This window comes from Streptomyces sp. Ac-502 (assembly GCF_045222935.1).
GTDB lineage: Bacteria > Actinomycetota > Actinomycetes > Streptomycetales > Streptomycetaceae > Streptomyces > Streptomyces monomycini.
Genome location: NZ_JBHFFO010000001.1, coordinates 3,239,551 through 3,260,762 on the forward strand (window position 1 = coordinate 3,239,551; position 21,212 = coordinate 3,260,762).

Genomic DNA, 21,212 nt, shown 5'->3' on the forward strand with positions numbered 1-21,212 from the left:
TGCGGCTCTCGCGGCTACCGGCCGGGGGCGGTCCGCTCGGCCCGGTGCGGGTGCTGGGCGCGCGAAAAGCGGCCGTCCGGTATCGGACGGCCGCATCGTGAGGCGGGGCGCGGACTAGGAGGAGGTCCGCGGTGTGTTCAGTGGCCCTGTTCGTCGCGGCGGCGCTGCCAGCGGCTCTCGATCCGGTCCATCATCGAGCGGCGCTGCCTGGCCTGACGGCGGGCGGATGCACCGCCGGGGCCGCCGGGTCCCTCTCGGCCGCTTGCCGCGGCCTGCTGCTCGCCCGGCTTGGGGGCCTTGCGCCATCCGGTGACCGCGAGCACCGCGCAGCCCAGCATGACGAGGAAGCCCACCACGCTGACCCAGATCTGCTGTGCGACCATTCCGGCCATGAGGAGCGCGATACCTACCAGGAAGCCCGCGACCGCTTGGTAGACCCGTCGCCGGGTGTACGTACGCAGCCCGCTTCCCTCAAGCGCTGTCGCGAACTTGGGATCTTCGGCGTACAGCGCTCGCTCCATTTGCTCGAGCATTCGCTGCTCGTGCTCCGAGAGCGGCACGGAGTCCTCCTACTCGTCGGTCGCGGGGGCGACCGGGTGCGACCCTTTCAGGATAGGCAGGGAATCGCCCCCGTGAAACCCGCCCCTCTACGCCAATTCACTGTCCGGGCCGCCACGGCGGTCGGTGGTGCTTGCAGCCTGCATTCCCCACCCGCCGATCCGTCATGCCGGACGCTGTACCCCGATCATACGGGGCGAAGCGGCTGATCGGGTGGCCTGTGGCCGACTGCACGTGCGGGAAAGCGGGCCGGGGGCGTCAGCCGCGCTCGGCGAGGACGTGCAGCTGGGTGGCGACCGAGTGGAACGCGGGCTGCTCGGCGGCGGCTGCCTCCAGTTTGAGCAGGGCGTCCATCGCGCCCGGCTCGGTGTCCACGAGCACGCCGGGCACCAGGTCGGCGAAGATCCGTACGCCGTGCACGGCGCCGACCCGCAGGCCGGTGTCCGAGACCAGCTCGGTGAGCTGCTCGGCGGTGAAGCGCCGGGGCACCGGGTCGCCGTCGCCCCAGCGGCCCGCCGGGTCCGACAGGGCGTTCCTGGCCTCGGTGAAGTGGCCCGCCAGGGCGCGGGCGAGGACGGCGCCGCCGAGTCCGGCAGCGAGCAGGCTCAGCGTGCCGGCCGGGCGCAGCGCGCCCACCGCGTTGCGCACACCCTCGGCCGGGTCGTCGACGTACTCCAGCACGCCGTGGCAGAGCACGGCGTCGTAGCCGCCGGGCTCGACCACGTCGAACAGCCCGTGGGCGTCGCCCTGCACGGCGCGCACCCGGTCGGCGACGCCCGCCTCGGCGGCCCGCCGTTCCAGGGCGAAGAGGGCGTTGGGGCTGGGGTCCACCACCGTGACGCGGTGGCCCAGGAGCGCGACCGGCACGGCGAAGTTGCCCGTGCCGCCGCCGGTGTCCAGGACGTCGAGGGCGTCCCGCCCGGCGGCTTCGGCCCGGTGCTCCAGGGCGTCTTTGAGAACCTCCCAGACCACGGCGGTACGAAGGGATGCGCGCGGGCGCAGCGGGTCAGACACGGCGGGTGGCTCCTCGGCGGGGGCATGAACTGATGGGTACCACCCTAATGGGACCTGCGGGAACGGCCCGGCAGCCCCGCTGCTGCCCGGCCCCCTCACCCCGCCCGCTGCGAGGGGAGCACCGGCTGGAGGAGCAGCATCCGTTCCACCAGGCGCAGGAACATCGCCACGTCGCGGATCAGGTCGTCGGCGTCGCGCGGGCCGGCCGCGCCGGCTATGCCCGCCTCGGCGCGGGCGCGGCGCTGGGCCCCGGAGGCGAACAGCGCGCTCCATTCGGCGAGTTCGGGAGCGACCTCGGGCAGGACCTCCCAGGCGCTGCGGATGCGCTGCCGACGGCGGAGGCTCGTCTCCGGGCGGCCGCGCACGGCGAGGACGGCGGCGGCCGTGCGGAGCGCGGCGAGGTGGGCGGTGGCGTAGCGCTCGTTGGGGGTTTCCAGGCCGCGGGCTTCGTCGATGCCGCGCTGCGCCTGGGCGAGCAGGTCGAGGGCGGCGGGCGGCGCGGCCGCCCGGCGCAGGACGGGGTGGACATCGCCCGGAGGGCCGTACGCCGCGGAGCTGCCCGCGGCCGAACTGGCTGCCATGACGAACCTCCTGTCGTCGTATGACGGTTCAGGACCGTTATGGGGTCATCGTGCGGCACACCACTGACAATCGGCTCTGACCTGCTCTTTCCCCGGAAAGCAGGGGTAATGCGAAGAGATCCTTCCGTTCGCCGGAAAGCGGGCGGACCCCGCCGACCCCCTTGCGGAGACATGACAAGGCTGCGCATACTTTTTGAACTGACTGGTCAGTTCAAGGGAGGGATCGTGCACAACACCCCGCACGGGGCGGCCGTCACCGCCACGGGTTACGGCCTCCGGGGCCCGCGCGGCTGGGTCTTCCGGGACGTCGGCCTCGCGGCGCAGCCGGGTTCGCTGATCGCCGTGGAGGGCCCGTCCGGCTCCGGACGCACCTGCCTGCTGCTCGCGCTCACCGGCCGGATGGCGACCACCGCCGGTACGGCCGAGGTCGCGGGCCTGCCGCTGCCGAAGAAGAAGACGGCGGTACGAGCGGTCACCGCTCTTGCGCACGTACCCGGTGTCACCGATCTCGAACCCGCGCTGACCGTGGCCGAGCATCTGCGCGAACGCACCCTGCTCCAGCGACGGTTCGCAACTCTCTCCCAGTTGCTGCGGGGAGGCGCCCGTAGCGCGCTGCCGCGCCCGCGCCGGGAGCGTACAGCAGCAGCCCGCGCCCGGATCGACACGGCCCTGGAAGCGGCCGGCCTGGATCTGGCCACTCTGCCCAAGGGAGACCGGACGTCCATACGCGACCTGGAGCGGCCGGAGGCGCTGCGCCTGTCGATAGCTCTGGCGCTGATCAGCCGACCCCGCCTGCTCGCCCTCGACGACACCGACATGAAGCTCTCCGACGACGAACGCGCCGACCTCTGGGCGACGCTGCGCTCCCTCGCGGAGTCCGGCACGACCGTGCTCGCGGTGTGCAGCCAGGCGCCGGACGGCGCGGTCGTGGTACGCACCACCCCGCGCGGCGACGGGCGGGGCACCGAAGCCGAAGCCGACACCGAAACCGCTCTCGGCACCGGCACCGGCTCCCGCGACGACGAGAAGGGGGCAGCGGATGCGCTCGCCGAGGCTGGCCGCGCTTGAGCTGAAGCGGTTCGGGAGGGGCAAGCTGCCGATGGCGGCCCTGATCGCCCTGCTCCTGCTGCCGCTCCTGTACGGCGCGTTGTACCTGTTCTCCTTCTGGGATCCGTACGGGCGCCTGGACAAGATCCCCGTCGCGCTCGTCAACGAGGACGCGGGCGCCGAGGCCAAGGGCAAGAAGATCACGGCCGGCGACAGCATCGTGGACGGGCTGCGCGACAGCCACACCTTCGACTGGCACGAGGTGAGTGCCCAGGAGGCCGGCAAAGGCGTCGAGGACGGCTCGTACTACCTGTCGCTGACCGTGCCCGAGGACTTCAGCAAGCGGATCGCGTCCAGTTCGGGCGACCGTCCGGAGACCGGCGCGCTCCGGGTCCGTACGAACGACGCGAACAACTACATCGTCGGACAGATCTCCCGCACCGTCTTCTCCGAGGTGCGCTCGGCGGCCTCGGCGAAGTCCTCGCGCGCCTTCTACGACAACATCTTCGTCTCCTTCTCGACACTGCACGACAAGACGCAGGAGGCCGCGGACGGCGCCGGGAAACTCAAGGACGGCATCGGACAGGCCCAGGACGGCACCGGCAAGCTCAAGGACGGGCTGGGTACGGCGAAGGACGGCAGCGGCACCCTGGCCGCCGGCCTGAAGGACCTCGACGCGGGCGCCGGCCGGCTCGCCGCCGGTACCGCCGACCTCTCCAAGGGCGCGTCCGCCGCGTCCCAGGGAGCGGACCGGCTGGCTTCCGGTTCCGGGCAGGTCGCCCAGGGCACGCAGCAGCTGGCCGACAAGGTCAACGGCGTGGTGGGCGAAGTGGGGCCCTTCCTACGGGCGCACGGCAAGGAGATCGGCCGGATCGCCAAGGTGGTCGCGGACGGCTCCGAGGCCGTACGCGACAACCTGGACAAGCTGCCCCGCGCGGCCGACGCGGGTGCCCGGCTCTCCCGGGGGATGTCCGACCACCTCACGGCCTTCTACCGGCAGCGGTGCGGCGACGCGGCGCGGCCCGACGCCTCCTGCGCCGAGCTGAAGCAGCTCAAGGATCAGGCGGCCGCCGCCGCGGCCAAGGCCGAGGAGATCAGCGGCTACGTCCACGACCAGAAGAACCTCGATCAACTCGGCCGCGACCTCGACACACTGCACCGCCTGGCGGGCGAACTGGCGCGGCGCGGCCCGACCCTCGGCGCCGACATGGACGCCGCGGTCGCGAAGATCAACCAGCTCAACGCGGGCGCCCACCAGGTCTCCGCGGGCGCCGGCAAGCTGGCCGCCGGCACCGGGAAGCTGGCGGACGGCGCGGACCAGGCGGCCGACGGCGCCCGGAAGCTGCACGACGGCGCGGGCCGCGCCGCGTCCGGCGCGGGCGACCTCGACCAGGGGGTCGGCAAGCTGGAGGACGGCGCGCAGACCCTGTACGGCGGCATGTTCAAGCTCTCCGACGGTTCCGGCAAGCTGGCGGGCGGGCTGCACGACGGCGTGCGGCAGATCCCCGACTACGGCAAGGAGGACCGGGACGCCCGTACGCGGGTGATGTCCGACCCGGTGCAGCTCGCCTCCCAGGCGGCACACCGCGCGCCCAACTACGGCACCGGCTTCGCCCCGTACTTCATCCCGCTCTCCCTCTGGGTCGGCGCGATGGTCGCGTACATGCTGATCCCGCCGCTCAACCGGCGCGCGCTCGTCATGGGCGCGGGTGCCTGGCGGATCGCGGTCTCCGGGTGGCTGCCGGTGTTCGCCCTCGGGGTGCTCCAGACGGCCGCGCTGATGTCCGTCCTGCACTACGGGCTCGGCCTCCAGATGGAGCGGCCGGCCGGCACGATCGGGTTCCTGCTGCTGGCCACGGCCTGCTTCGCGGCGATCGTGCAGTGGCTGAACGCCCGCTTCGAGCCGGCCGGGCGCATCCTGGTGCTGGCACTGCTGATGCTCCAGCTGACGTCGGCGGGCGGTACGTACCCGGTGCAGACCAGTCCCGGTTTCTTCAACGCCGTCCACCCGTACCTGCCGATGAGCTACATCGTCGAGGGGCTGCGGCGGCTCATCACGGGCGGCGACCTCGCGCCCGTGTGGCAGGGCAGCGCCGTCCTGCTCGCCTTCACCGCGGCCGCGCTCGCGCTGACCGCCTGGGCGGCGCGCGGGAAGCAGGTCCTCCGGATGAAGGACCTCCACCCGGAGCTGAGCCTGTGAGCGCGCGGGCCTCCGGGAGCGGCACAATCTCCCCCATGGACAGCTCCAGCACGCGCCGCCAGACCACCCGGCGCAAGCTCTTCGAGGCCGCCGTCACGCTCATCGCCGAACAGGGCTTCTCCTCGACGACGGTGGACGAGATCGCCGAGCGCGCGGGTGTCGCGAAGGGCACCGTGTACTACAACTTCGCGAGCAAGAACGAACTCTTCGAGGAGTTGCTGCGGCACGGCATCGAGCTGCTGGCCACCTCCTCCAGGAGGCGGCCGACGCGTCGGCGGACCGGGGCGGCAGCCGGGTGGACGCGCTGGACGCGATGATCCGGGCCGGGCTGGACTTCATCGCCCGCTACCCGGCGCTGACCCAGCTCTACGTCGCCGAGCTGTGGCGCACGAACCGGGCCTGGCAGTCGACGCTGATGGTGGTGCGGGAGCGGGCCATCACGGTCGTGGAGGGCGTGCTCCGGGAGGCGGTGGCGGGCGGCGAGCTGAGCGAGGACATCGACATCCCGCTGACGGCGTCCGCGCTGTTCGGGATGGTGCTGGTGGCGGCGCTGGACTGGCAGTCCTACCAGCCGCACCGGTCGATCGACGACGTGCACGCGTCGCTGTCCCGGCTCCTTCAGGGGCGGGTGAGCGGGCACCCGTAGGCGCCCGCGGACGCTTCCGGGTGCCCGTCCCGCACCCGGAGTGCCCCCGAGTGCGCCCCGGGGCGCACACAGCGGCGGCGGCCGGCTTCGTGAGCCGGCCGCCGCCGCTGTTCCGTACCAGGCGCGCTGCCCCGGACCGGATCGTTCCCCCGGCGATCCGTCCAGGACAGCGCTTCCCCCGTGGGGCCCCGTACCCCCGTACTTTCCCCTGTGGAGCCCCCTATCTTCCCCCGTGCTCCCCCGTCACGTCCGGGCTGCCGTGCCGTTCCGCCGCCCCGTGCCGGCGGTGCCGGCCCGGCGTCCCTTCCGTGCTGCACACTCTTCCGTCCGCGCAGGTCGCAGCCCATCCGCGTACCTACTCATCTCGGCGACTGAGTACGCATACTCAAACCTGAGCACCGGCGCGCAGCGGCTGGTTACGATCTCTGCGTGTCGGTACTCCCCCTTGTCTTCACCAGCGGATGGGCCAGTGGCATCAACGCCTACGCCGTCGTGCTGCTCCTCGGCGTCCTCGGAGCCACCGGAGCCGCCGACGAGGTGCCCGCCTCGTTGCAGCGCGCCGATGTGCTGATCGTCGCGGGGGTGCTCTTCCTGATCGAGGCGGTCGCCGACAAGATCCCGTACGTGGACTCGGTCTGGGACGCCGTGCACACGGTCGTACGACCGGTGTCCGGCGGGGTCGTGGCGGCGCTGCTGGCGGGTCACGACGGGTCGCTGCCCGAGCTGGCGGCGGGCGCGGTGGGCGGCACCAGCGCGCTGGTCAGCCATCTGGTCAAGGCGGGCACGCGGATGGCGGTCAACACCTCGCCGGAACCGGCCAGCAACTTCGTGCTGAGCACCCTGGAGGACCTCGGGGTCGCGGGCATCGTGGTCTTCGCGGTGTTCCACCCGGTGGCCGCGGCGATCGTCGCCGGTGTGCTGCTGGTCGCCGGGATCGTGCTGGTGGCGTTCCTGTGGTCGCGGGTACGGCGCTTCCTGCGGCGCAGGCGGCAGCGGCGGGAGGAGCGGCACCTGGCGGCGGCACGAGAGGGCTCGACGCCGGTGGGCTGAGCCAGGGCGCCCGCCGGGCCGGGCCGTCCGGCCGGCGCGGTACGGGATCGGGCGGGCCGTCCGGCCATCGCCGTACGAGCACGGGCGGGCCGTCCGGACTGCGCGGTACGGGCCCGGGTGCGGCCGCCGGTACCGGGCGGGAGCGGCGTTGTCAGTGGTGCCGGATAAAGTCGCAGGCATGGCACGGATTGCGGTGATCGGCGCCGGGATGGGCGCGATGGCGGCCGCCGCCCGGCTGGCCGTCGCGGGCCACCGGGTGGCGGTGTACGAACGTGGGACGACCTACGGCGGTGCGGTGCGCCGCTTCGAGCGCGCGGGCTTCGGTTTCGACACCGGCCCCGGGCTGCTGCATCTGCCCGCCGTCTACCGCGACCTGTTCGTCAAGACCGGCCGCGAGCCGCTGGAGAGCGTCGTCGAGCTGTCCCAGGTCGACCCGGCCGCCCGGCACGTCTTCGCCGACGGCTCGGCCGTGTCCTTGCCCAACGCGTCGCGGGCCGGTGTGCTCGCGGCGCTGGACGGCGCGCTCGGCGCGGGCGCGGGTGAGCGCTGGAGCGCGTTCCTGGGCCGCGCCCGCGACGCCTGGGACCGGACCCGCCGCCCGCTGCTGGAGGAGCCGCTGTGGCCCGACTGGCAGGTCCTCGGGCGTGATCCGTACCCGGCGCTGCCGAAGCGCGGGCTGTTCGGGCGCCGCAAGCCGGTCACGGACGCCTCCCTCGCCGGCATCGCCGCCCACGAGCTCAAGGACCCGCGGCTGGCCGCCCTCCTGGAGAGCTACGCCCTGGCGTACGGCTTCGACCCGCGCACCGCCCCGGCGAGCGCCGCGGTCCTGCCGTACATGGAGCAGACTTTCGGAAGTTGGTATCCGCGCGGCGGCATCCGGGCGCTGGCCGACGCGCTGTACGAGCGCTGTCTGGCCCGGAAGGTAGAGTTCACCTTCGGCGCCGAGGTGACGCGCGTCGTCGAGGCGGACGGCCGGGCGGCGGGTGTGGAGCTGCGCGACGGCGGGGTCGTCGAGGCGGACACGGTCGTCGCGGGCGTGGCTCCGCAGCGGCTGACGGCCCTTTTGAAGGGCGCGGAGCCGTGGGGCGCGGACGACGTACGGCCCGACGCCGACGCACACCGCCGGACGCCAGGGCGGTTCACGGTCGCCCTCGCGCTGCGCGGCCCCCGGCCGGCCGACGCGGTCCACCGCACGGTGGTCCACGCGGCCGACCGTGCGGCGGAGTTGGGCACGCTCTTCGGGGCGGGCCCCGGGGCGCTGTGCGAGCGTCCGACGGTGACGGTGCTGCGCCCGGACGATCCGGCGTCCCGGCCGGACGATGGCCACGAGGCCGTGACGCTGAGCGCCGCGATCGCGCCGTACGGAGAGCTGGCCGTGCCGCCCACCGCGGTAACCGACGGGGATTCCGGGGCTGCCGGGGAGACGGCCGCGCAGGCAGCGGCCGCCGACCGGCTGGTGGCGGCCGCCGAGGCGGCGGTACCAGGGCTGCGGGAGCGGGTGCTGTGGCGGGCCGTGCTGCCGCCCGCCGAGGGCGAAGCGATACCGGGCCCGGCGCTGGCCGGGGCCGGCGGCCGCTTCCTGCGCCCCGCCAACCGCACCCGCATACCGGGGCTGTACGCGGTCGGCGGCTGGACGCACCCGGGCGGCGGATTGGCGCACGCCGGGATGTCGGGCGCCCTCGTCGCGGGCCTGATCGTGAACGGGGACGACTGGCGCGGCTCGGAGTGACCCGAGGGCGCCGGCGAGCGGGCAGAGGGCGTCCGCGGGTGCTCCGAGGGTGTCCGCGCGCGACCAGTCGGCGCCCGTCGGCCGCTCAGTAGCGGTACTGCTGCCCGTCGTAGCCCTGGTTCTGGTTCTGGTCCTGCGGGGGCTGGTAGGGCGGGTACGGCTGGTCGGCGGTGGGCTCGTTGCCGCGCTGCTGAGGGACCCACACCCCGCCGGGCGGAGTGTCGCCGTAGGAAGGCTGCGCCTGGCCCTGCGACGGGTCCTGCACGCCGGTGTACTGCTGCGCCGGGTAGGCCTGGGTGCCCCCGAAGGCGTCGGGCTGGTCGTACGGGTCGTACTGCCCGGCGTACTGCTGCTGGCCGATGTACGGGTCGGCGTAGGGCGCCTGCCCGCCTTGCTGCTGGCCGGGGAACCCGCCCTGACCGGGGAGTCCGCCCTGGCCGTGGCCTTGTTCGTGGCTCTGGCCCTGCCCCTGGCCTTGGCCCTGCCCCTGGTCCGTGCCGTAGGCGCTGTAGTGGTCGGGGTAGGCGTCCTGCCCGCCCTGGGCGGCGGCGCCGTAACCGCCGTCGTAGCCGTAGGCGTCCTGCCCGTATCCCCCGTAGCCGTCGTACGCGGCGTAGCCGGGCTCCTGCGAGCGGGCGTCGGAGCTGTATATGCCGTACTGGCCGGTCTCCTCGGGGATCGGCTGCGGGGCGTACACCTCGCTGGAGTCACCGCCCCCGTAACCGCTCCCGGAGCCCTCGACGCCCGCGAACGGGTCCGTGCCGTCGAACGGGTCCATGCCGTCGAACGCCGCCGTGCTGCCGTACGCGGCCGTACCGTCGTACGCGGCCGTGCCGGCCGGTGGCGTGCCGCCGTCCGCCGCCCCGGTGACCGCTTCCCCCGCGGCGGGGACCGCCTCCAGGCCGCTGACCTGGAGGGTCGGCCCGGCGTCCGCGGCCCGGCCGCCGCCCTTGGCCCGGCGCCGCCGGTTGTCGCCGCGCTTGCCGCTGTCCCGGCGCTTGCCGCGCAGCGCCCAGCCGGACTGGAAACCGCTGCGGAAGGAGAGCGTGACGTAGGTCTGCCCGACGGCGAAGGCGATGGCGCCGGCCGCTATCACGATCACCGACGGGATGACGACACCGACGACCACACCGAGGAAGCCGGTGAAGGCCAGCAGCCGCCACCGCAGTCTGGCCTTGTACTGGAGCAGCACTTCACTCAGGAGCCAGAGGGCGACACAGCCGAATGCGATGTAGAGGACCACCCAGCCCATGTACGCCCCTCTTCCGCCGCCCCGAGAGGCCGCCGTGGTGCGGCAAACCGCCGTCAGGACTGCTGGTGCAGACCCAGATTCTCGTAGATTTCCAGCGTCGCCGTGGAGTGGTTCAGGGTAATGAAGTGCAACCCGGGACTTCCCTCGGCCATCAAGCGCGCACACAGCTCCGTCGCATACTCGATGCCAATGGAGCGTACAGCCGCCGGATCGTCCTTGACCGCGAGGATGCGCTCGGCCAGCTCGGGCGGGAAGGCGGCATTGCTGAGCTGCGCGAACCGTTCGATCTGGCGGACGTTGGTGACCGGCATGATCTCCGGGATGACGGGCGTCTCGCAACCCGCCGCGGCGACCCGGTCCCGCAGCCGGAGGTAGTCCTCGGCGTAGAAGAACATCTGGGTGATCGCGAAGTCCGCGCCGGCCCGGCACTTGTCGACGAAGTGCCGCACGTCGGTGTCCCAGTCCGTGGAGCGCGGGTGCATCTCCGGGAAGGCCGCCACGCCGACGCAGAAGTCGCCCGACTCCTTGATGAGCCGGACCAGTTCGGCGGCGTACAGGACGCCTTCGGGGTGCTGGACCCAGTCGCCCATCGGGTCGCCGGGCGGGTCGCCGCGCAGCGCGAGCATGTTGCGGATACCGGCGTCGGCGTACTGCCCGATGATGTTGCGCAGGTCGGCGAGGGAGTGGTTGACGGCGGTCAGGTGGGCGACCGGGGTGAGAGTGGTGTCGGTGGCGATCCGTTCGGTCGCGCGCACCGTGCCCTCGCGGGAGGTGCCGCCCGCCCCGTACGTCACGGAGACGAAGGTCGGCGCGACCGCCTCGATCCGGCGAATGGCGTTCCACAACGTCCGCTCGCCCTTCTCCGTCTTCGGGGCGGCGAACTCGAACGAATACGACTGCTTGCCGGAAGCGAGCAGGTCGCGCACGGTCCGTGCGCGATCAGTCCTGGTGGAAGCTGTGCCTAGGGCCATACGTGCAGATTATCCACCGGCTTCCCGCGCACCAACCGACTCCGGCGAAATGCCCGGATAGCCGCGTTCCGGTCCACACCGTGGACACCGTCCGGCCGACGCCGGGCCATCTCCCGTACGAACGGGCCCACGGCGGAGCGGTACGGGCGGCCCGCGCCGGAGCGGTCACTGCCCGCGGGCGCGTACCCGCTTCGCCAGGTCGGCGGCCGCGGCCCCCGGGTCCCCGGCCTCGGTGATCGCCCGGACGACGACCACCCGGCGGGCGCCCGCGTCCAGTACCTGGTCCAGGTTGGACGCGTCGATCCCCCGATGGCGAACCAGGGGCGCTCGGGCCGCCGCGCGGCGGCGTGGCGGACCAGGCCGAGGCCGGGGGCGTGGCGGCCGGGCTTGGTCGGGGTGGGCCAGCAGGGGCCGGTGCAGAAGTAGTCCACGCCGGGTTCGGTCAGCGCGGCGTCCACCTCCGCCTCGGCGTGGGTGGACCGGCCGATCAGCACGTCGTCGCCGAGAACGGCGCGGGCGGCGGGCACCGGCAGGTCGCCCTGGCCCAGGTGCAGGACGTCCGAGCCGATGGCGTGGGCGACGTCGGCGCGGTCGTTGACCGCGAGCAGCTTGCCGTGCCGGCGGCAGGCGTCCGCGAAGACTTCCAGGTGGGCCAGCTCTTCGGCGGCCTCCATGCCCTTGTCGCGCAGCTGCACGACGTCCACGCCCGACGCGAGCACCGCGTCCAGGAACTGCGCGAGGTCGCCCTGGCGCTTGCGGGCGTCCGTGCACAGGTAGAGCCGGGCGTCGGACAGGGCGTGGCGTGCGGTGCTCATCGGACGGGTCCCCCCAGGTCTACGGCGTACGGGCCGGGCCTTCCGGCCCGTACGCCAATGGTGCGAAGACGGTCGCGGCCGCGGGTGCGGGCGCGACGGTGGTACGGCTGCGGACGCACTCGACGCACGGGTGCGCCCCGCAGCGGGGAGCGGGTCTAGACGGCGAGCGCCTGAGCCCGGCGCTTCACCTCCGTACCGCGGTTCTCACGCAGGGCCTGGGCGGGGGTGCCGGGCAGCGTCTCGTCGGCGGTGAAGAGCCACTCCAGCATCTCCTCGTCGGTGAAGCCGTCGTCCCGCAGGAGCGTCAGCGTCCCGACGAGGCCCTTGAGGACCTTGTCGTCCTTGATGAAGTCGGCCGGCACATGCAGGGCACGGTTCTCGCCGCGGCGCACCGCGATCAGCTGGCCCTCCTTCACCAGCTGCCGCACACGCGTCACCTCGACGCCGATCATCTCGGCGATGTCGGGGAGGGTGAGCCAGGCGGGGACGAGTCCATCGATCTTTGCGTCAATCTCGGTCACGGGACAAGCCTGCCACCTCGCACTGACAGCCGGTAGCCGGGCATCGCCATCGGCGCAGCCCACAGCACCCGAACGCGCTGCCGAACACCCCGCCGAACGTGCCGCCGGACGCGCTGTCGGTCGTACCGCCGGACACGCCACCCGCAGGAGCTACGGCCCCGGCCCCGGCCCCGGATTCCGCCCCGGACCGCCCCGGATCGCCTCAGACCGCCGCCGACTTCAGCGGTACGGACGCGTCCGCCGCCCTCCGCCGGTCCAGCACCGCGCCCCGCTCGATGAGCTTGCGGCCCTGGGCCAGGTCGCGGGGCCGGCCGACCGCCAGCAGTCCGACGAGCACGCCCTCGCGCAGCCACACCACCGACCAGGCCGCGCTCTCGGGGTCGCCGCGCCACACCGTCTCGTCGGCGCCCGCGTGATGCCCGGCGTACTGCACGAAACGCCCGAACTGCTCGGACCAGAAGTACGGGACCGGGTCGTACACCGGCCCCTCGGCGGCGCCGCGGACGATGGTGGCGGCGACCGTGCGCGGCCCGTGCAGGGCGTTGTCCCAGTGGTGGACCAGCAGGCGGCTGCCGTAGCGGGCGGACGGGAAGGAGACGCAGTCGCCGACCGCGTACACGTCGGGCAGCGTGGTGCGCAGCCGCTCGTCGGCCAGGACGGAGCGGTCCTCGGACGACAGCTCGATGCCGGACCCGGCCAGCCAGGCGGTCGCGGGGCGGGCACCGATGCCGACGACGACCGCGTCGGCGGTGAGCACCGCGCCGTCGGCGAGCGTCACCGCGCCCTCGGTGACCGCGGCGACCCGGGCGCCGGTACGCAGCCGGGCGCCGCTGTCCTCGTACCAGGCCGCCATGGGAGCGGCGACCTCGGCGGGCAGCGCGCCGGCCAGCGGCCGGTCGGCGGCCTCGACGACCGTCACCGGGCAGCCCGCCTCGCGCGCCGCTGTGGTGAACTCCGCGCCGATCCAGCCCGCGCCGACGACCACGACCTCACGCTGCCCGGCCAGTACCGACCGCAGCCGCTCGGCGTCGTCGAGGGTGCGCAGGACATGGACGTCCGGCAGCCCGTCACAGCCGGGCAGGGTGACCGGCTCGGCGCCGGTGGCGATGACCAGGTGGTCGTACGGCAGCGGCCCGGCGTCCGTCTCCAGCACCCGCGAGTCGGCCGCGAGCCCTATGGCGCGCCGCCCCAGCAGCAGCTCGATGCCGAGCGCCTCGAAGTCGACGTCGAAGGCGGACCCGTCGGCCTTGCCGAGCAGCACGGCCTTGGACAGCGGCGGTCGGTCGTACGGCTGGTGCGGCTCTTCGCCGAGCACCGTGACCGCCCCGCGCCAGCCCTGTTCGCGCAGGGCGACGGCGGTCTGCACACCGGCCAGTCCGGCGCCGACGATGACGGCGCGCCGGGTGCGCTCGGCCGCGCGTTCGGCGGATTCGCGGTCCTGGCGCGCGCGGTCAGGGTCTTGGGGCTGGGTCTGCTCGCTCACCCGATCACTGTAGGACGGGGTGTCTCGCGACCTGGAGCACCGCGCGACGAGATCTATGACACAAGGTCACGGCCCGTAACCCGCCGGCCCCCGCGCCCCGCACCCGGCGCTCCCTTACGGCGCGTCGGCGGCCCGTACTAGGGTTGCCGGTGAACGCACACGCGGGAGCCCGGACGCGACCGGGCTGAGAGGGAGGCTGACGCGGCCTCCGACCGTACGAACCTGATCCGGGTCATGCCGGCGAAGGGAGGGGCTGGACGCCCATGCATCCACCCGCACGGAATTCGACGCCCCCCGGGGCGGCCGCCGCGTCCGGCGCGAGCCCGGACGTGCTCGTCGTCGGCGGCGGCATCATCGGCCTGGTCACCGCCTGGCGGGCGGCCCTGCTCGGGCTGCGGACCGCCGTCGCCGACCCGGCCCCCGGCGGCGGCGCCGCCCAGGTCGCGGCGGGGATGCTGGCCGCCGTCACCGAGCTGCACTACGGCGAGCAGACGCTGCTCGGCCTCAATCTCGCCTCCGCGCGCCGCTATCCGGAGTTCGCCGCCGAGCTGACGGAGGCGAGCGGTCTGGATGTCGGCTACCGCCGGTGCGGCACCCTGGCCGTCGCGCTGGACGCCGACGACCGCGCCCACCTGCGCGATCTGCACGCCCTCCAGCTCCGCAGCGGCCTGGAGTCCGAGTGGCTGACGGGGCGCGAGTGCCGGCGCCTGGAGCCGTTGCTCGCGCCGGGCGTGCGCGGGGGCCTGCGCGTGGACGGGGACCACCAGGTCGACCCGCGACGGCTGGCCGCCGCGCTGCTCGCCGCCTGTGAGCGGGCCGGGGTCGCCTTCCACCGCGCCGCGGCCGAGCGGCTGACCGTCGTGCGGGGCCGCGCCACCGGCGCCGGGCTGGCCGACGGCAGCCGGGTCACGGCCGGGCAGGTGGTGCTCGCGGCGGGCAGCCGGAGCGGGCTGCTGGCGGGCGTCCCCGAGGACGTGCTGCCGCCGGTCCGCCCGGTCAAGGGCCAGGTGCTGCGGCTGCGGATGCCGGACGGCCTGCCCGGCGGCGTACCGTTTCTGTCCCGCACCGTACGGGCCGTGGTGCGCGGCGGCCCGCTCTACCTCGTACCGCGCGAGAACGGCGAGCTGGTCGTCGGCGCCACCAGCGAGGAGCTGGGCTGGGACACCACGGTCACCGCGGGCGGGGTCTACGAGCTGCTGCGGGACGCCCATGAACTGGTCCCCGGCATCACCGAACTGCCCTTGGTCGAGTCCCGCGCCGGGCTGCGCCCCGGCTCGCCCGACAACGCGCCGCTGCTCGGCCCGACCGCGCTGCCCGGCCTGCTGGTGGCGACCGGCCACTACCGCAACGGGGTGCTGCTGACGCCGGTCACGGGCGACGTGATGGCGGCGGCGCTGACCGGCGGCCCGCTGCCTGAGGAGGCGCGGGCGTTCACCCCGGACCGCTTCGCGCCGGGCGCGCCCGGGCTCCCGGCATCGTCCGGTCCCGCGCCCTCGTCCGGTCCCGTGCCGTCGTCCACTTCCCTCCAGGCTCCCGCGACCGCCCCCGCCCCTCAGGAGCAGCCCGTATGACCGTCACCACGCCCATCACCGTCTCCGTGAACGGCGAGCCCCGGGAGTTCCCCGGCGGGCTCACCCTGGACCGGCTCGTCGCCGGTCTGACCACGGCACCGGGCGGCGTGGCCGCCGCCGTCAACGAGGCCGTGGTGCCGCGCGGCCAGTGGCCCGCCACCGCGCTCGGCGACGGCGACCGCGTCGAGGTCCTCACCGCAGTCCAGGGAGGCTGATCCGTACGTCATGGCCGACGACCTCCTCACCATCGCCGACACCACCTTCGACTCCCGACTGATCATGGGGACGGGCGGAGCGCCCAGTCTCGGCATCCTGGAACGGGCGCTGCTCGCCTCCGGTACGGAGCTGACGACGGTCGCCATGCGCCGTCTGGACCCGACCGTGCAGGGCTCGGTGCTGTCCGTACTGGAACGGCACGGCATCCGCGTGCTGCCGAACACCGCGGGCTGTTTCACCGCGGGCGAGGCGGTCCTGACCGCCCGGCTGGCCCGGGAGGCGCTGGGCACCGACTGGGTCAAGCTGGAGGTGGTCGCGGACGAGCGCACGCTGCTGCCGGACCCGGTCGAGCTGCTGGACGCCGCGGAGACCCTGGTGGACGACGGCTTCACCGTCCTGCCGTACACCAGCGACGACCCGGTGCTGGCCCGCAAGCTGGAGGACGTGGGCTGTGCGGCGATCATGCCGCTGGGTTCCCCCATCGGCTCCGGGCTGGGCATCCGCAACCCGCACAACTTCCAGCTGATCACCGAGCGGGCCGGGGTCCCGGTGATCCTTGACGCGGGCGCCGGCACCGCCTCCGACGCCGCCCTGGCCATGGAGCTGGGCTGCGCCGCGGTGATGCTGGCCTCGGCGGTGACCCGGGCGCAGGAGCCCGTCCTGATGGCGGAGGCGATGCGGCACGCGGTCGAAGGCGGCCGGCTGGCGTACCGGGCCGGTCGTATCCCCCGCCGTCACTACGCGGAAGCTTCTTCCCCGGTGGAGGGCGTCGCCGCGCTGGATCCGGAGCGCCCGGCCTTCTGATCGGCCGCGGCCTTCCCGAGGCACGGCGGGCAGCGTCCCTGACCGGCCGCCGCCCGCCACGGCCCGCCACCGCTCGCCCCGCGAAACGGGCATCCCGCACATCCCGGCCGGTCCGCGGCCCGCCCCTGTCACTGTTCGGATGCAATGGCCCCGGGTTCCCGGGCAGGGCGTCCGGCACCGCCGTGGCGGCTCGTAGACTCGTCTGCCGTGGATACGACCCTTCAGGACCCGCTGGTCGGGCAGCTGCTCGACGGCCGGTACCAGGTGCAGGCGCGCGTCGCCGCCGGCGGCATGGCCACGGTCTACCGGGCCGTGGACACCCGGCTGGACCGGGTGCTCGCCCTGAAGGTGATGCACCCGTCGCTGGCGGCCGACGCCGCGTTCGTCGACCGCTTCATCCGCGAGGCCAAGTCCGCCGCCCGGCTCGACCACCCCAATGTGGTGGGCGTCTACGACCAGGGCACCGACGGCACGTACGTGTACCTGGCCATGGAGTACGTCGCCGGGTGCACGCTGCGCGACGTCCTGCGCGAGCGCGGCGCCCTCCAGCCGCGGGCGGCGCTGGACATCGTGGAGCCGATCCTGGCCGCGCTGGGCGCCGCCCACCGGGCCGGGCTGGTGCACCGCGACATGAAGCCGGAGAACGTCCTGATCGGCGACGACGGCCGGGTCAAGGTCGCCGACTTCGGCCTCGTACGGACCGTGGACACGAACAGCACCGCCTCGACCGGCTCGGTCCTGGGCACGGTCTCCTACCTGGCGCCCGAGCAGATCGAGGACGGCACGGCCGGTCCGCCCGCGGACGTCTACGCGTGCGGTGTCGTGCTGTTCGAGATGCTGACCGGCGGCAAGCCGCACACCGGCGGCAGCGCCGCCCAGGTGCTCTACCAGCACCTCCACGAGGACGTGCCGGCCCCTTCCACGTACGCGCCCGAGCTGGCGCCGCAGCTCGACGACCTGGTCGCCGCGGCCACCGCGCGCCGCCCGGAGCTGCGCCCGCAGGACGCGGTGACGCTGCTCGCGCAGACGCGCACGGTACGGGCCGAGCTGACCGACGCGCAGCTGGACGCGGTGCCGCCGCAGGCCAACGAGGCACCGGCGGGCGGTGCCGCGGCGGGCTCCGAGGACCGTACGAGCGTGCTGCCGCGGATCGCCGTGCAGCAGCCGCTGCCGCTGGAGGAGCCGCCGAACCACACCAGCAGGCTGGAGACCCCGCCACCGGCCCCGGTGTCGGCGGCCGAGCCGACCACCCGGCTGCGCCCGGCGGCGGCCGCCCCGCGGACGGGGCCCTGGGCCGGGGCGTGGACCGGGCTGCTGCGGACCCGGCGCAGGACGGCCTCGGTGATCGCGGCCGTGCTGCTCGTGCTGGTGGTGGGCGCGGGCGTCTGGTACATCAACTCCGGACAGTTCACCACCGTCCCGGCCGTACTGGACATGACGCAGGCGAAGGCGGAGCAGACGCTGCGCGACGAGGGCCTGGAGGTGAAGGTGCAGCGCGCCTTCAGCCCGAATGTGGAGCGTGGCCACGTCATGGCCACGGAGCCGGAGAACGGCAAACGCATCCGCGGTACGGGCACGGTCACCATCACCTTGTCCAAGGGCCCGGAGATCGTGCAGGTGCCCGACCTGGCGGGCACACCGGTCGCCGACGCCAAGCGCAAGCTGCGCGACCTGGGGCTGACCGTCGGCACGGTGCACAAGAAGTTCTCCGACGAGGTCGCCAAGGGGTCGGTGATCGGCACCGACCCGGCGGCGGGCAGCAAGCGGCGCCCGGAGACCGCCGTCGCGCTCACGGTCAGCCGTGGCGCCGAGGTCGACGTGCCGGACGTGACCGGCCGGGACCGGGCGGACGCGGAGGCGACGCTGCGCGGCGCGGGCTTCGAGGTGAAGATCGCGGACGCTACGGTGCACTCCCCGCACGACAAGGGCAAGGTCGCCCGGCAGGCGCCGGGGGCGGACGGCAAGCTGGGCCGGGGCGACACCGTCACGCTCACGCTCTCCGAGGGCCCCGAGATGGTGACCGTGCCGGACGTGACGGGCAAGACCGAGGCCGACGCACGGCAGGCCCTGTCCGACGCGGGCTTCGACGTCGAGGTCAAGAAGCCGTTCCTGTTCCCGAAGGACAAGGTCGCGAGCCAGTCGGTCGCGGGCGGCGGGCAGGCGGCGAAGGGCAGCAGGATCACCATCCGGCTGGAGAGCGTGCTGTGAGCCGGGGCGGCGCCTCGGGCGCCGTCCTCCAGGCCCCCAGGCCCCCCAGACCCGCTGTCCCCGAGGCCCGCTGTCCCGCTGCCCCCGAGGCCCGCTGTCCCGCTGTCCCGCTGTGAGCAAGGACGCCCGCCCGCACACCGTGGCGGGCGCCCGGCACCTGGCACCCTTGACGGGTGAGCACCTCCCCTTCCCCGCAGAACTCTCCGCAGAACGTTTCGCAGGACGCCCGGCAGGCCTCCCAGCAGCGCGCCCGGGAGCGCAATCCGGTCGGCGGCCACGTCCCGGTGGCCGGCGGTCTGGCCAAGGTCGGCGTCCCGTACGCCCGTGACATCGGCGGCGAGGCCGTACAGGTCTTCGTCGCCAACCCGCGCGGCTGGGCGACGCCGCCCGGCAGCCCGCAGCAGGACGAGGCGTTCCGGGAGGCGTGCGAGCGGGAGGCGCTCCCGGCGTACGTGCACGCCCCCTACCTGATCAACTTCGGCTCGCACACCGCGGAGACCGTCGAGAAGTCCGTCCTCTCGCTGCGCCACTCGCTGCGGCGCGGCCGGGCGATCGGCGCGCGGGGCGTGGTGGTGCACACCGGCTCGGCGACCGGCGGGCGCCCCCGCGCCGAGGCCCTGGCGCAGGTACGCGAACGGATGCGTCCGCTGCTGGAGGAGCTGACGCACGACGACGACCCGTGGCTGCTGCTGGAGCCGACGGCGGGTCAGGGCGCCTCACTGTGCGCGCTGGCGGAGGACCTCGGCCCGTACTTCGACGCGCTGGACCGGCACCCGAAGCTGGGCATCTGCCTGGACACCTGCCACGCCTTCGCGGCCGGGCACGATATGGCGGCGCCCGGCGGGATGAAGGCGCTGCTGGACGAGCTGGTCGACGTCGCGGGCGAGGGGCGGCTGAAACTCATCCACGCCAACGACTCCAAGGACGTCGTCGGCGCGCACAAGGACCGCCACGAGAACATCGGCGCGGGGCACATCGGCGCCGACCCGTTCGGTGAGCTGTTCCGGCACCCGGCCACCCTGGGCGTACCGCTGGTGATCGAGACCCCGGGCGGCAAGGAGGGGCACGCGGCGGACGTGGCCCGGCTGAAGGACCTTCGGCACCCGGCCTGAGACGGCGGGCCGGGGCGCCCGGTACCGGCTACGGGCAGGTGCCGGTGCGATCACGGGCCGGTACGACTACGGGCTGACGCCGGTACGGCTACGAGCAGGCGCCGACGCGGTTACGGGCCGGTACGGCTACAGCTCCGGTCCGTCCCCCGGCCCCTCCTGGTAGGAGTAGCGCTGCTCGCGCCACGGGTCGCCGAGGTTGTGATAGCCGCGCTCCTCCCAGAAGCCGCGGCGGTCCGCCGTCATGTATTCGATTCCACGTACCCACTTGGGCCCTTTCCAGGCGTACAGGTGCGGCACGATCAGGCGGACCGGAAACCCGTGCTCGGCGGTGAGCAGTTCGCCGGAGCGGTGGGTGGCGAACAGGGACTTGGCGTCGGCGAAGTCGGCCAGCTTGAGGTTCGAACTGAATCCGTATTCGGCCCACACCATCACATGGGTGACATCCGGGGCCGGCGGCGCGAGGTCGAGGACCGTCCGGGTGGAGACCCCGCCCCATTCGGCGCCGAGCATGCTGAACTTCGTCACGCAGTGCATGTCGGCCACAACGGTCGTATAGGGCAGCGCGGTGAATTCCTCGTGTGTCCAGCAGTGCTTGTCGCCGTCCGCGGTGGCGCCGAAAGCGCGGAACTCCCAGCGTTCGGGCCGGAATTTCGGCACCGGGCCGTAGTGCGTGACCGGCCATCCCCGTTGCAGTCGCTGCCCCGGAGGCAGCTGAGGATGCTCCGCTTCGCGGCTTTCGGGCTGACCCATGCTCTCCATGGTGTCAGACCCTCGGGCGTGCCGGTGACCAGGGCGGCAGCGATTCGGGCAACTCGTACTAAGCGTGCACTTACTGGACGCCCAGCTCACCACGGTGCAAGGATGCGCGACACCTGCCGGTACTCGCGTGGAAGGAGCCCGCTGTCATGCAGGGCGACCCCGAGGTCATCGAATTCCTCAACGAGCAGCTGACCGCCGAGCTGACCGCCATCAACCAGTACTTCCTGCACGCGAAGATGCAGGAGAACTTCGGCTGGACCAAGCTCGCCAAGTACACCCGGCACGAGTCGTTCGACGAGATGAAGCATGCGGAGATCCTCACGGACCGCATCCTCTTCCTGGACGGCCTGCCCAATTACCAGCGGCTCTTCCACGTCCGGGTGGGCCAGACCGTCACCGAGATGTTCCAGGCGGACCGGCAGATCGAGGTGGAGGCCATCGACCGCCTCAAGCGGGGCATCGACGTGATGCGGACCAAGGGGGACATCACCTCGGCCAACATCTTCGAGTCCATCCTGGCCGACGAGGAGCACCACATCGACTATCTGGACACCCAGCTGGACCTGATCGAGAAGCTCGGCGAGCCGCTGTACCTCGCCCAGGTGATCGAGCAGCCGGAGGGCTGAGGCGGCCTGCTGGAACGGCCGCCCGAGCGAACCGTTCCTTCCGCCAAGC

The 21,212-nt window shown here is 73.5% G+C and carries 18 protein-coding genes, 2 pseudogenes and 1 riboswitch; of the genes and pseudogenes, 11 read left to right on the forward strand and 9 right to left on the reverse strand.

Annotated elements, in window-relative coordinates; all coding sequences use genetic code 11:
* Window positions 1-137: 137 nt before the first annotated feature.
* The 3 genes from ACEXOX_RS14550 to ACEXOX_RS14560 all read right to left on the reverse strand — a co-directional run bounded on the left by ACEXOX_RS14550 (window position 138) and on the right by ACEXOX_RS14560 (window position 2,153).
* Window positions 138-560 carry a DUF3040 domain-containing protein gene (locus ACEXOX_RS14550; RefSeq protein ID WP_406521026.1) on the reverse strand — a complete coding sequence of 141 codons (423 nt, stop codon included), beginning with the start codon at window positions 558-560 and terminating at the stop codon, window positions 138-140.
* 256 nt (window positions 561-816) lie between these two features.
* On the reverse strand, window positions 817-1,572 hold the full coding sequence (locus tag ACEXOX_RS14555; RefSeq protein ID WP_406521027.1) for a class I SAM-dependent methyltransferase: 756 nt from the start codon (window positions 1,570-1,572) through the stop codon (window positions 817-819).
* Window positions 1,573-1,667: 95 nt separating this feature from the next.
* Window positions 1,668-2,153, reverse strand: a complete 486-nt coding sequence (locus ACEXOX_RS14560) for an SAV_6107 family HEPN domain-containing protein (protein WP_031003997.1) — start codon at window positions 2,151-2,153, stop codon at window positions 1,668-1,670.
* 225 nt (window positions 2,154-2,378) lie between these two features.
* Between ACEXOX_RS14560 and ACEXOX_RS14565 the strand changes: the two genes are divergently transcribed.
* The 5 genes and pseudogenes from ACEXOX_RS14565 (at window position 2,379) to ACEXOX_RS14585 (ending at window position 8,825) form a co-directional block, all read left to right on the forward strand.
* Entirely contained in the window at window positions 2,379-3,221 is an 843-nt protein-coding gene (locus ACEXOX_RS14565) for an ATP-binding cassette domain-containing protein (RefSeq protein ID WP_406521028.1), read from the forward strand.
* A complete protein-coding gene (locus tag ACEXOX_RS14570; protein ID WP_406521030.1) occupies window positions 3,193-5,400 on the forward strand; it encodes a YhgE/Pip family protein in 2,208 nt (735 codons plus the stop codon). The genes ACEXOX_RS14565 and ACEXOX_RS14570 overlap by 29 nt, the downstream gene beginning before the upstream one ends.
* A gap of 35 nt (window positions 5,401-5,435) precedes the next feature.
* Window positions 5,436-6,046, forward strand: a pseudogene (locus tag ACEXOX_RS14575) (TetR/AcrR family transcriptional regulator).
* 429 nt (window positions 6,047-6,475) lie between these two features.
* On the forward strand, window positions 6,476-7,096 hold the full coding sequence (locus ACEXOX_RS14580) for a DUF4126 domain-containing protein (protein WP_406521032.1): 621 nt from the start codon (window positions 6,476-6,478) through the stop codon (window positions 7,094-7,096).
* Between the two features lie 178 nt (window positions 7,097-7,274).
* Window positions 7,275-8,825: a phytoene desaturase family protein gene (locus ACEXOX_RS14585; RefSeq protein WP_406521034.1), complete on the forward strand. Its 1,551-nt coding sequence runs from the start codon at window positions 7,275-7,277 to the stop codon at window positions 8,823-8,825.
* Window positions 8,826-8,910: 85 nt separating this feature from the next.
* Here ACEXOX_RS14585 and ACEXOX_RS14590 read toward each other — a convergent pair whose 3' ends face one another.
* The 5 genes and pseudogenes from ACEXOX_RS14590 to ACEXOX_RS14610 form a co-directional block, all read right to left on the reverse strand.
* Entirely contained in the window at window positions 8,911-10,077 is a 1,167-nt protein-coding gene (locus tag ACEXOX_RS14590; RefSeq protein ID WP_406521036.1) for a hypothetical protein, read from the reverse strand.
* Between the two features lie 53 nt (window positions 10,078-10,130).
* The gene (gene metF / locus ACEXOX_RS14595; RefSeq protein ID WP_406521037.1) at window positions 10,131-11,048 is read right to left on the reverse strand and encodes a methylenetetrahydrofolate reductase [NAD(P)H]; all 918 of its coding nucleotides are present in this window, start codon (window positions 11,046-11,048) and stop codon (window positions 10,131-10,133) included.
* 165 nt (window positions 11,049-11,213) lie between these two features.
* A pseudogene (gene thiE, locus ACEXOX_RS14600) lies at window positions 11,214-11,863 on the reverse strand (thiamine phosphate synthase).
* Between the two features lie 155 nt (window positions 11,864-12,018).
* Entirely contained in the window at window positions 12,019-12,384 is a 366-nt protein-coding gene (locus ACEXOX_RS14605; RefSeq protein WP_406521039.1) for an Rv2175c family DNA-binding protein, read from the reverse strand.
* Window positions 12,385-12,586: 202 nt separating this feature from the next.
* Entirely contained in the window at window positions 12,587-13,867 is a 1,281-nt protein-coding gene (locus ACEXOX_RS14610; RefSeq protein ID WP_406521040.1) for an NAD(P)/FAD-dependent oxidoreductase, read from the reverse strand.
* 150 nt (window positions 13,868-14,017) lie between these two features.
* A riboswitch (TPP riboswitch) is annotated at window positions 14,018-14,133 on the forward strand.
* Here ACEXOX_RS14610 and thiO point away from each other — a divergent pair.
* The 5 genes from thiO (at window position 14,131) to ACEXOX_RS14635 (ending at window position 19,778) form a co-directional block, all read left to right on the forward strand.
* Window positions 14,131-15,438, forward strand: coding sequence for a glycine oxidase ThiO (gene thiO, locus ACEXOX_RS14615; protein ID WP_406521041.1), 1,308 nt, complete (start codon window positions 14,131-14,133; stop codon window positions 15,436-15,438). It overlaps the preceding riboswitch by 3 nt.
* Window positions 15,435-15,653, forward strand: a complete 219-nt coding sequence (gene thiS / locus ACEXOX_RS14620) for a sulfur carrier protein ThiS (RefSeq protein WP_030020888.1) — start codon at window positions 15,435-15,437, stop codon at window positions 15,651-15,653. Before thiO ends, thiS begins: the two co-directional genes overlap by 4 nt.
* Before the next feature lie 10 nt (window positions 15,654-15,663).
* The gene (locus ACEXOX_RS14625; RefSeq protein ID WP_406521044.1) at window positions 15,664-16,458 is read left to right on the forward strand and encodes a thiazole synthase; all 795 of its coding nucleotides are present in this window, start codon (window positions 15,664-15,666) and stop codon (window positions 16,456-16,458) included.
* A gap of 207 nt (window positions 16,459-16,665) precedes the next feature.
* Entirely contained in the window at window positions 16,666-18,666 is a 2,001-nt protein-coding gene (gene pknB / locus ACEXOX_RS14630) for a Stk1 family PASTA domain-containing Ser/Thr kinase (RefSeq protein WP_406521046.1), read from the forward strand.
* A gap of 173 nt (window positions 18,667-18,839) precedes the next feature.
* The gene (locus tag ACEXOX_RS14635; RefSeq protein WP_406521047.1) at window positions 18,840-19,778 is read left to right on the forward strand and encodes a deoxyribonuclease IV; all 939 of its coding nucleotides are present in this window, start codon (window positions 18,840-18,842) and stop codon (window positions 19,776-19,778) included.
* A 126-nt stretch (window positions 19,779-19,904) separates the two neighbouring features.
* Here the strand turns inward: ACEXOX_RS14635 and ACEXOX_RS14640 are convergent, their stop codons facing one another.
* Window positions 19,905-20,528, reverse strand: coding sequence for a sulfite oxidase-like oxidoreductase (locus ACEXOX_RS14640; RefSeq protein ID WP_406521048.1), 624 nt, complete (start codon window positions 20,526-20,528; stop codon window positions 19,905-19,907).
* Window positions 20,529-20,683: 155 nt separating this feature from the next.
* Between ACEXOX_RS14640 and bfr the strand changes: the two genes are divergently transcribed.
* Window positions 20,684-21,163 (forward strand): bacterioferritin, encoded by a 480-nt coding sequence (bfr, locus tag ACEXOX_RS14645; RefSeq protein ID WP_030020883.1) that lies wholly within the window; start codon window positions 20,684-20,686, stop codon window positions 21,161-21,163.
* Window positions 21,164-21,212 lie beyond the last annotated feature (49 nt).

Coding starts and splice junctions, on each gene's coding strand:
- ACEXOX_RS14560 (WP_031003997.1), bottom strand. CDS start 2,153: ATGGCAGCCAGTTCGGCCGCGGGCAGCTCCGCGGCGTACGGCCCTCCG.
- ACEXOX_RS14585 (WP_406521034.1), top strand. CDS start 7,275: ATGGCACGGATTGCGGTGATCGGCGCCGGGATGGGCGCGATGGCGGCC.
- ACEXOX_RS14640 (WP_406521048.1), bottom strand. CDS start 20,528: ATGGGTCAGCCCGAAAGCCGCGAAGCGGAGCATCCTCAGCTGCCTCCG.
- ACEXOX_RS14625 (WP_406521044.1), top strand. CDS start 15,664: ATGGCCGACGACCTCCTCACCATCGCCGACACCACCTTCGACTCCCGA.
- thiO (WP_406521041.1), top strand. CDS start 14,131: ATGCATCCACCCGCACGGAATTCGACGCCCCCCGGGGCGGCCGCCGCG.
- thiS (WP_030020888.1), top strand. CDS start 15,435: ATGACCGTCACCACGCCCATCACCGTCTCCGTGAACGGCGAGCCCCGG.
- bfr (WP_030020883.1), top strand. CDS start 20,684: ATGCAGGGCGACCCCGAGGTCATCGAATTCCTCAACGAGCAGCTGACC.
- metF (WP_406521037.1), bottom strand. CDS start 11,048: ATGGCCCTAGGCACAGCTTCCACCAGGACTGATCGCGCACGGACCGTG.
- ACEXOX_RS14570 (WP_406521030.1), top strand. CDS start 3,193: ATGCGCTCGCCGAGGCTGGCCGCGCTTGAGCTGAAGCGGTTCGGGAGG.
- ACEXOX_RS14590 (WP_406521036.1), bottom strand. CDS start 10,077: ATGGGCTGGGTGGTCCTCTACATCGCATTCGGCTGTGTCGCCCTCTGG.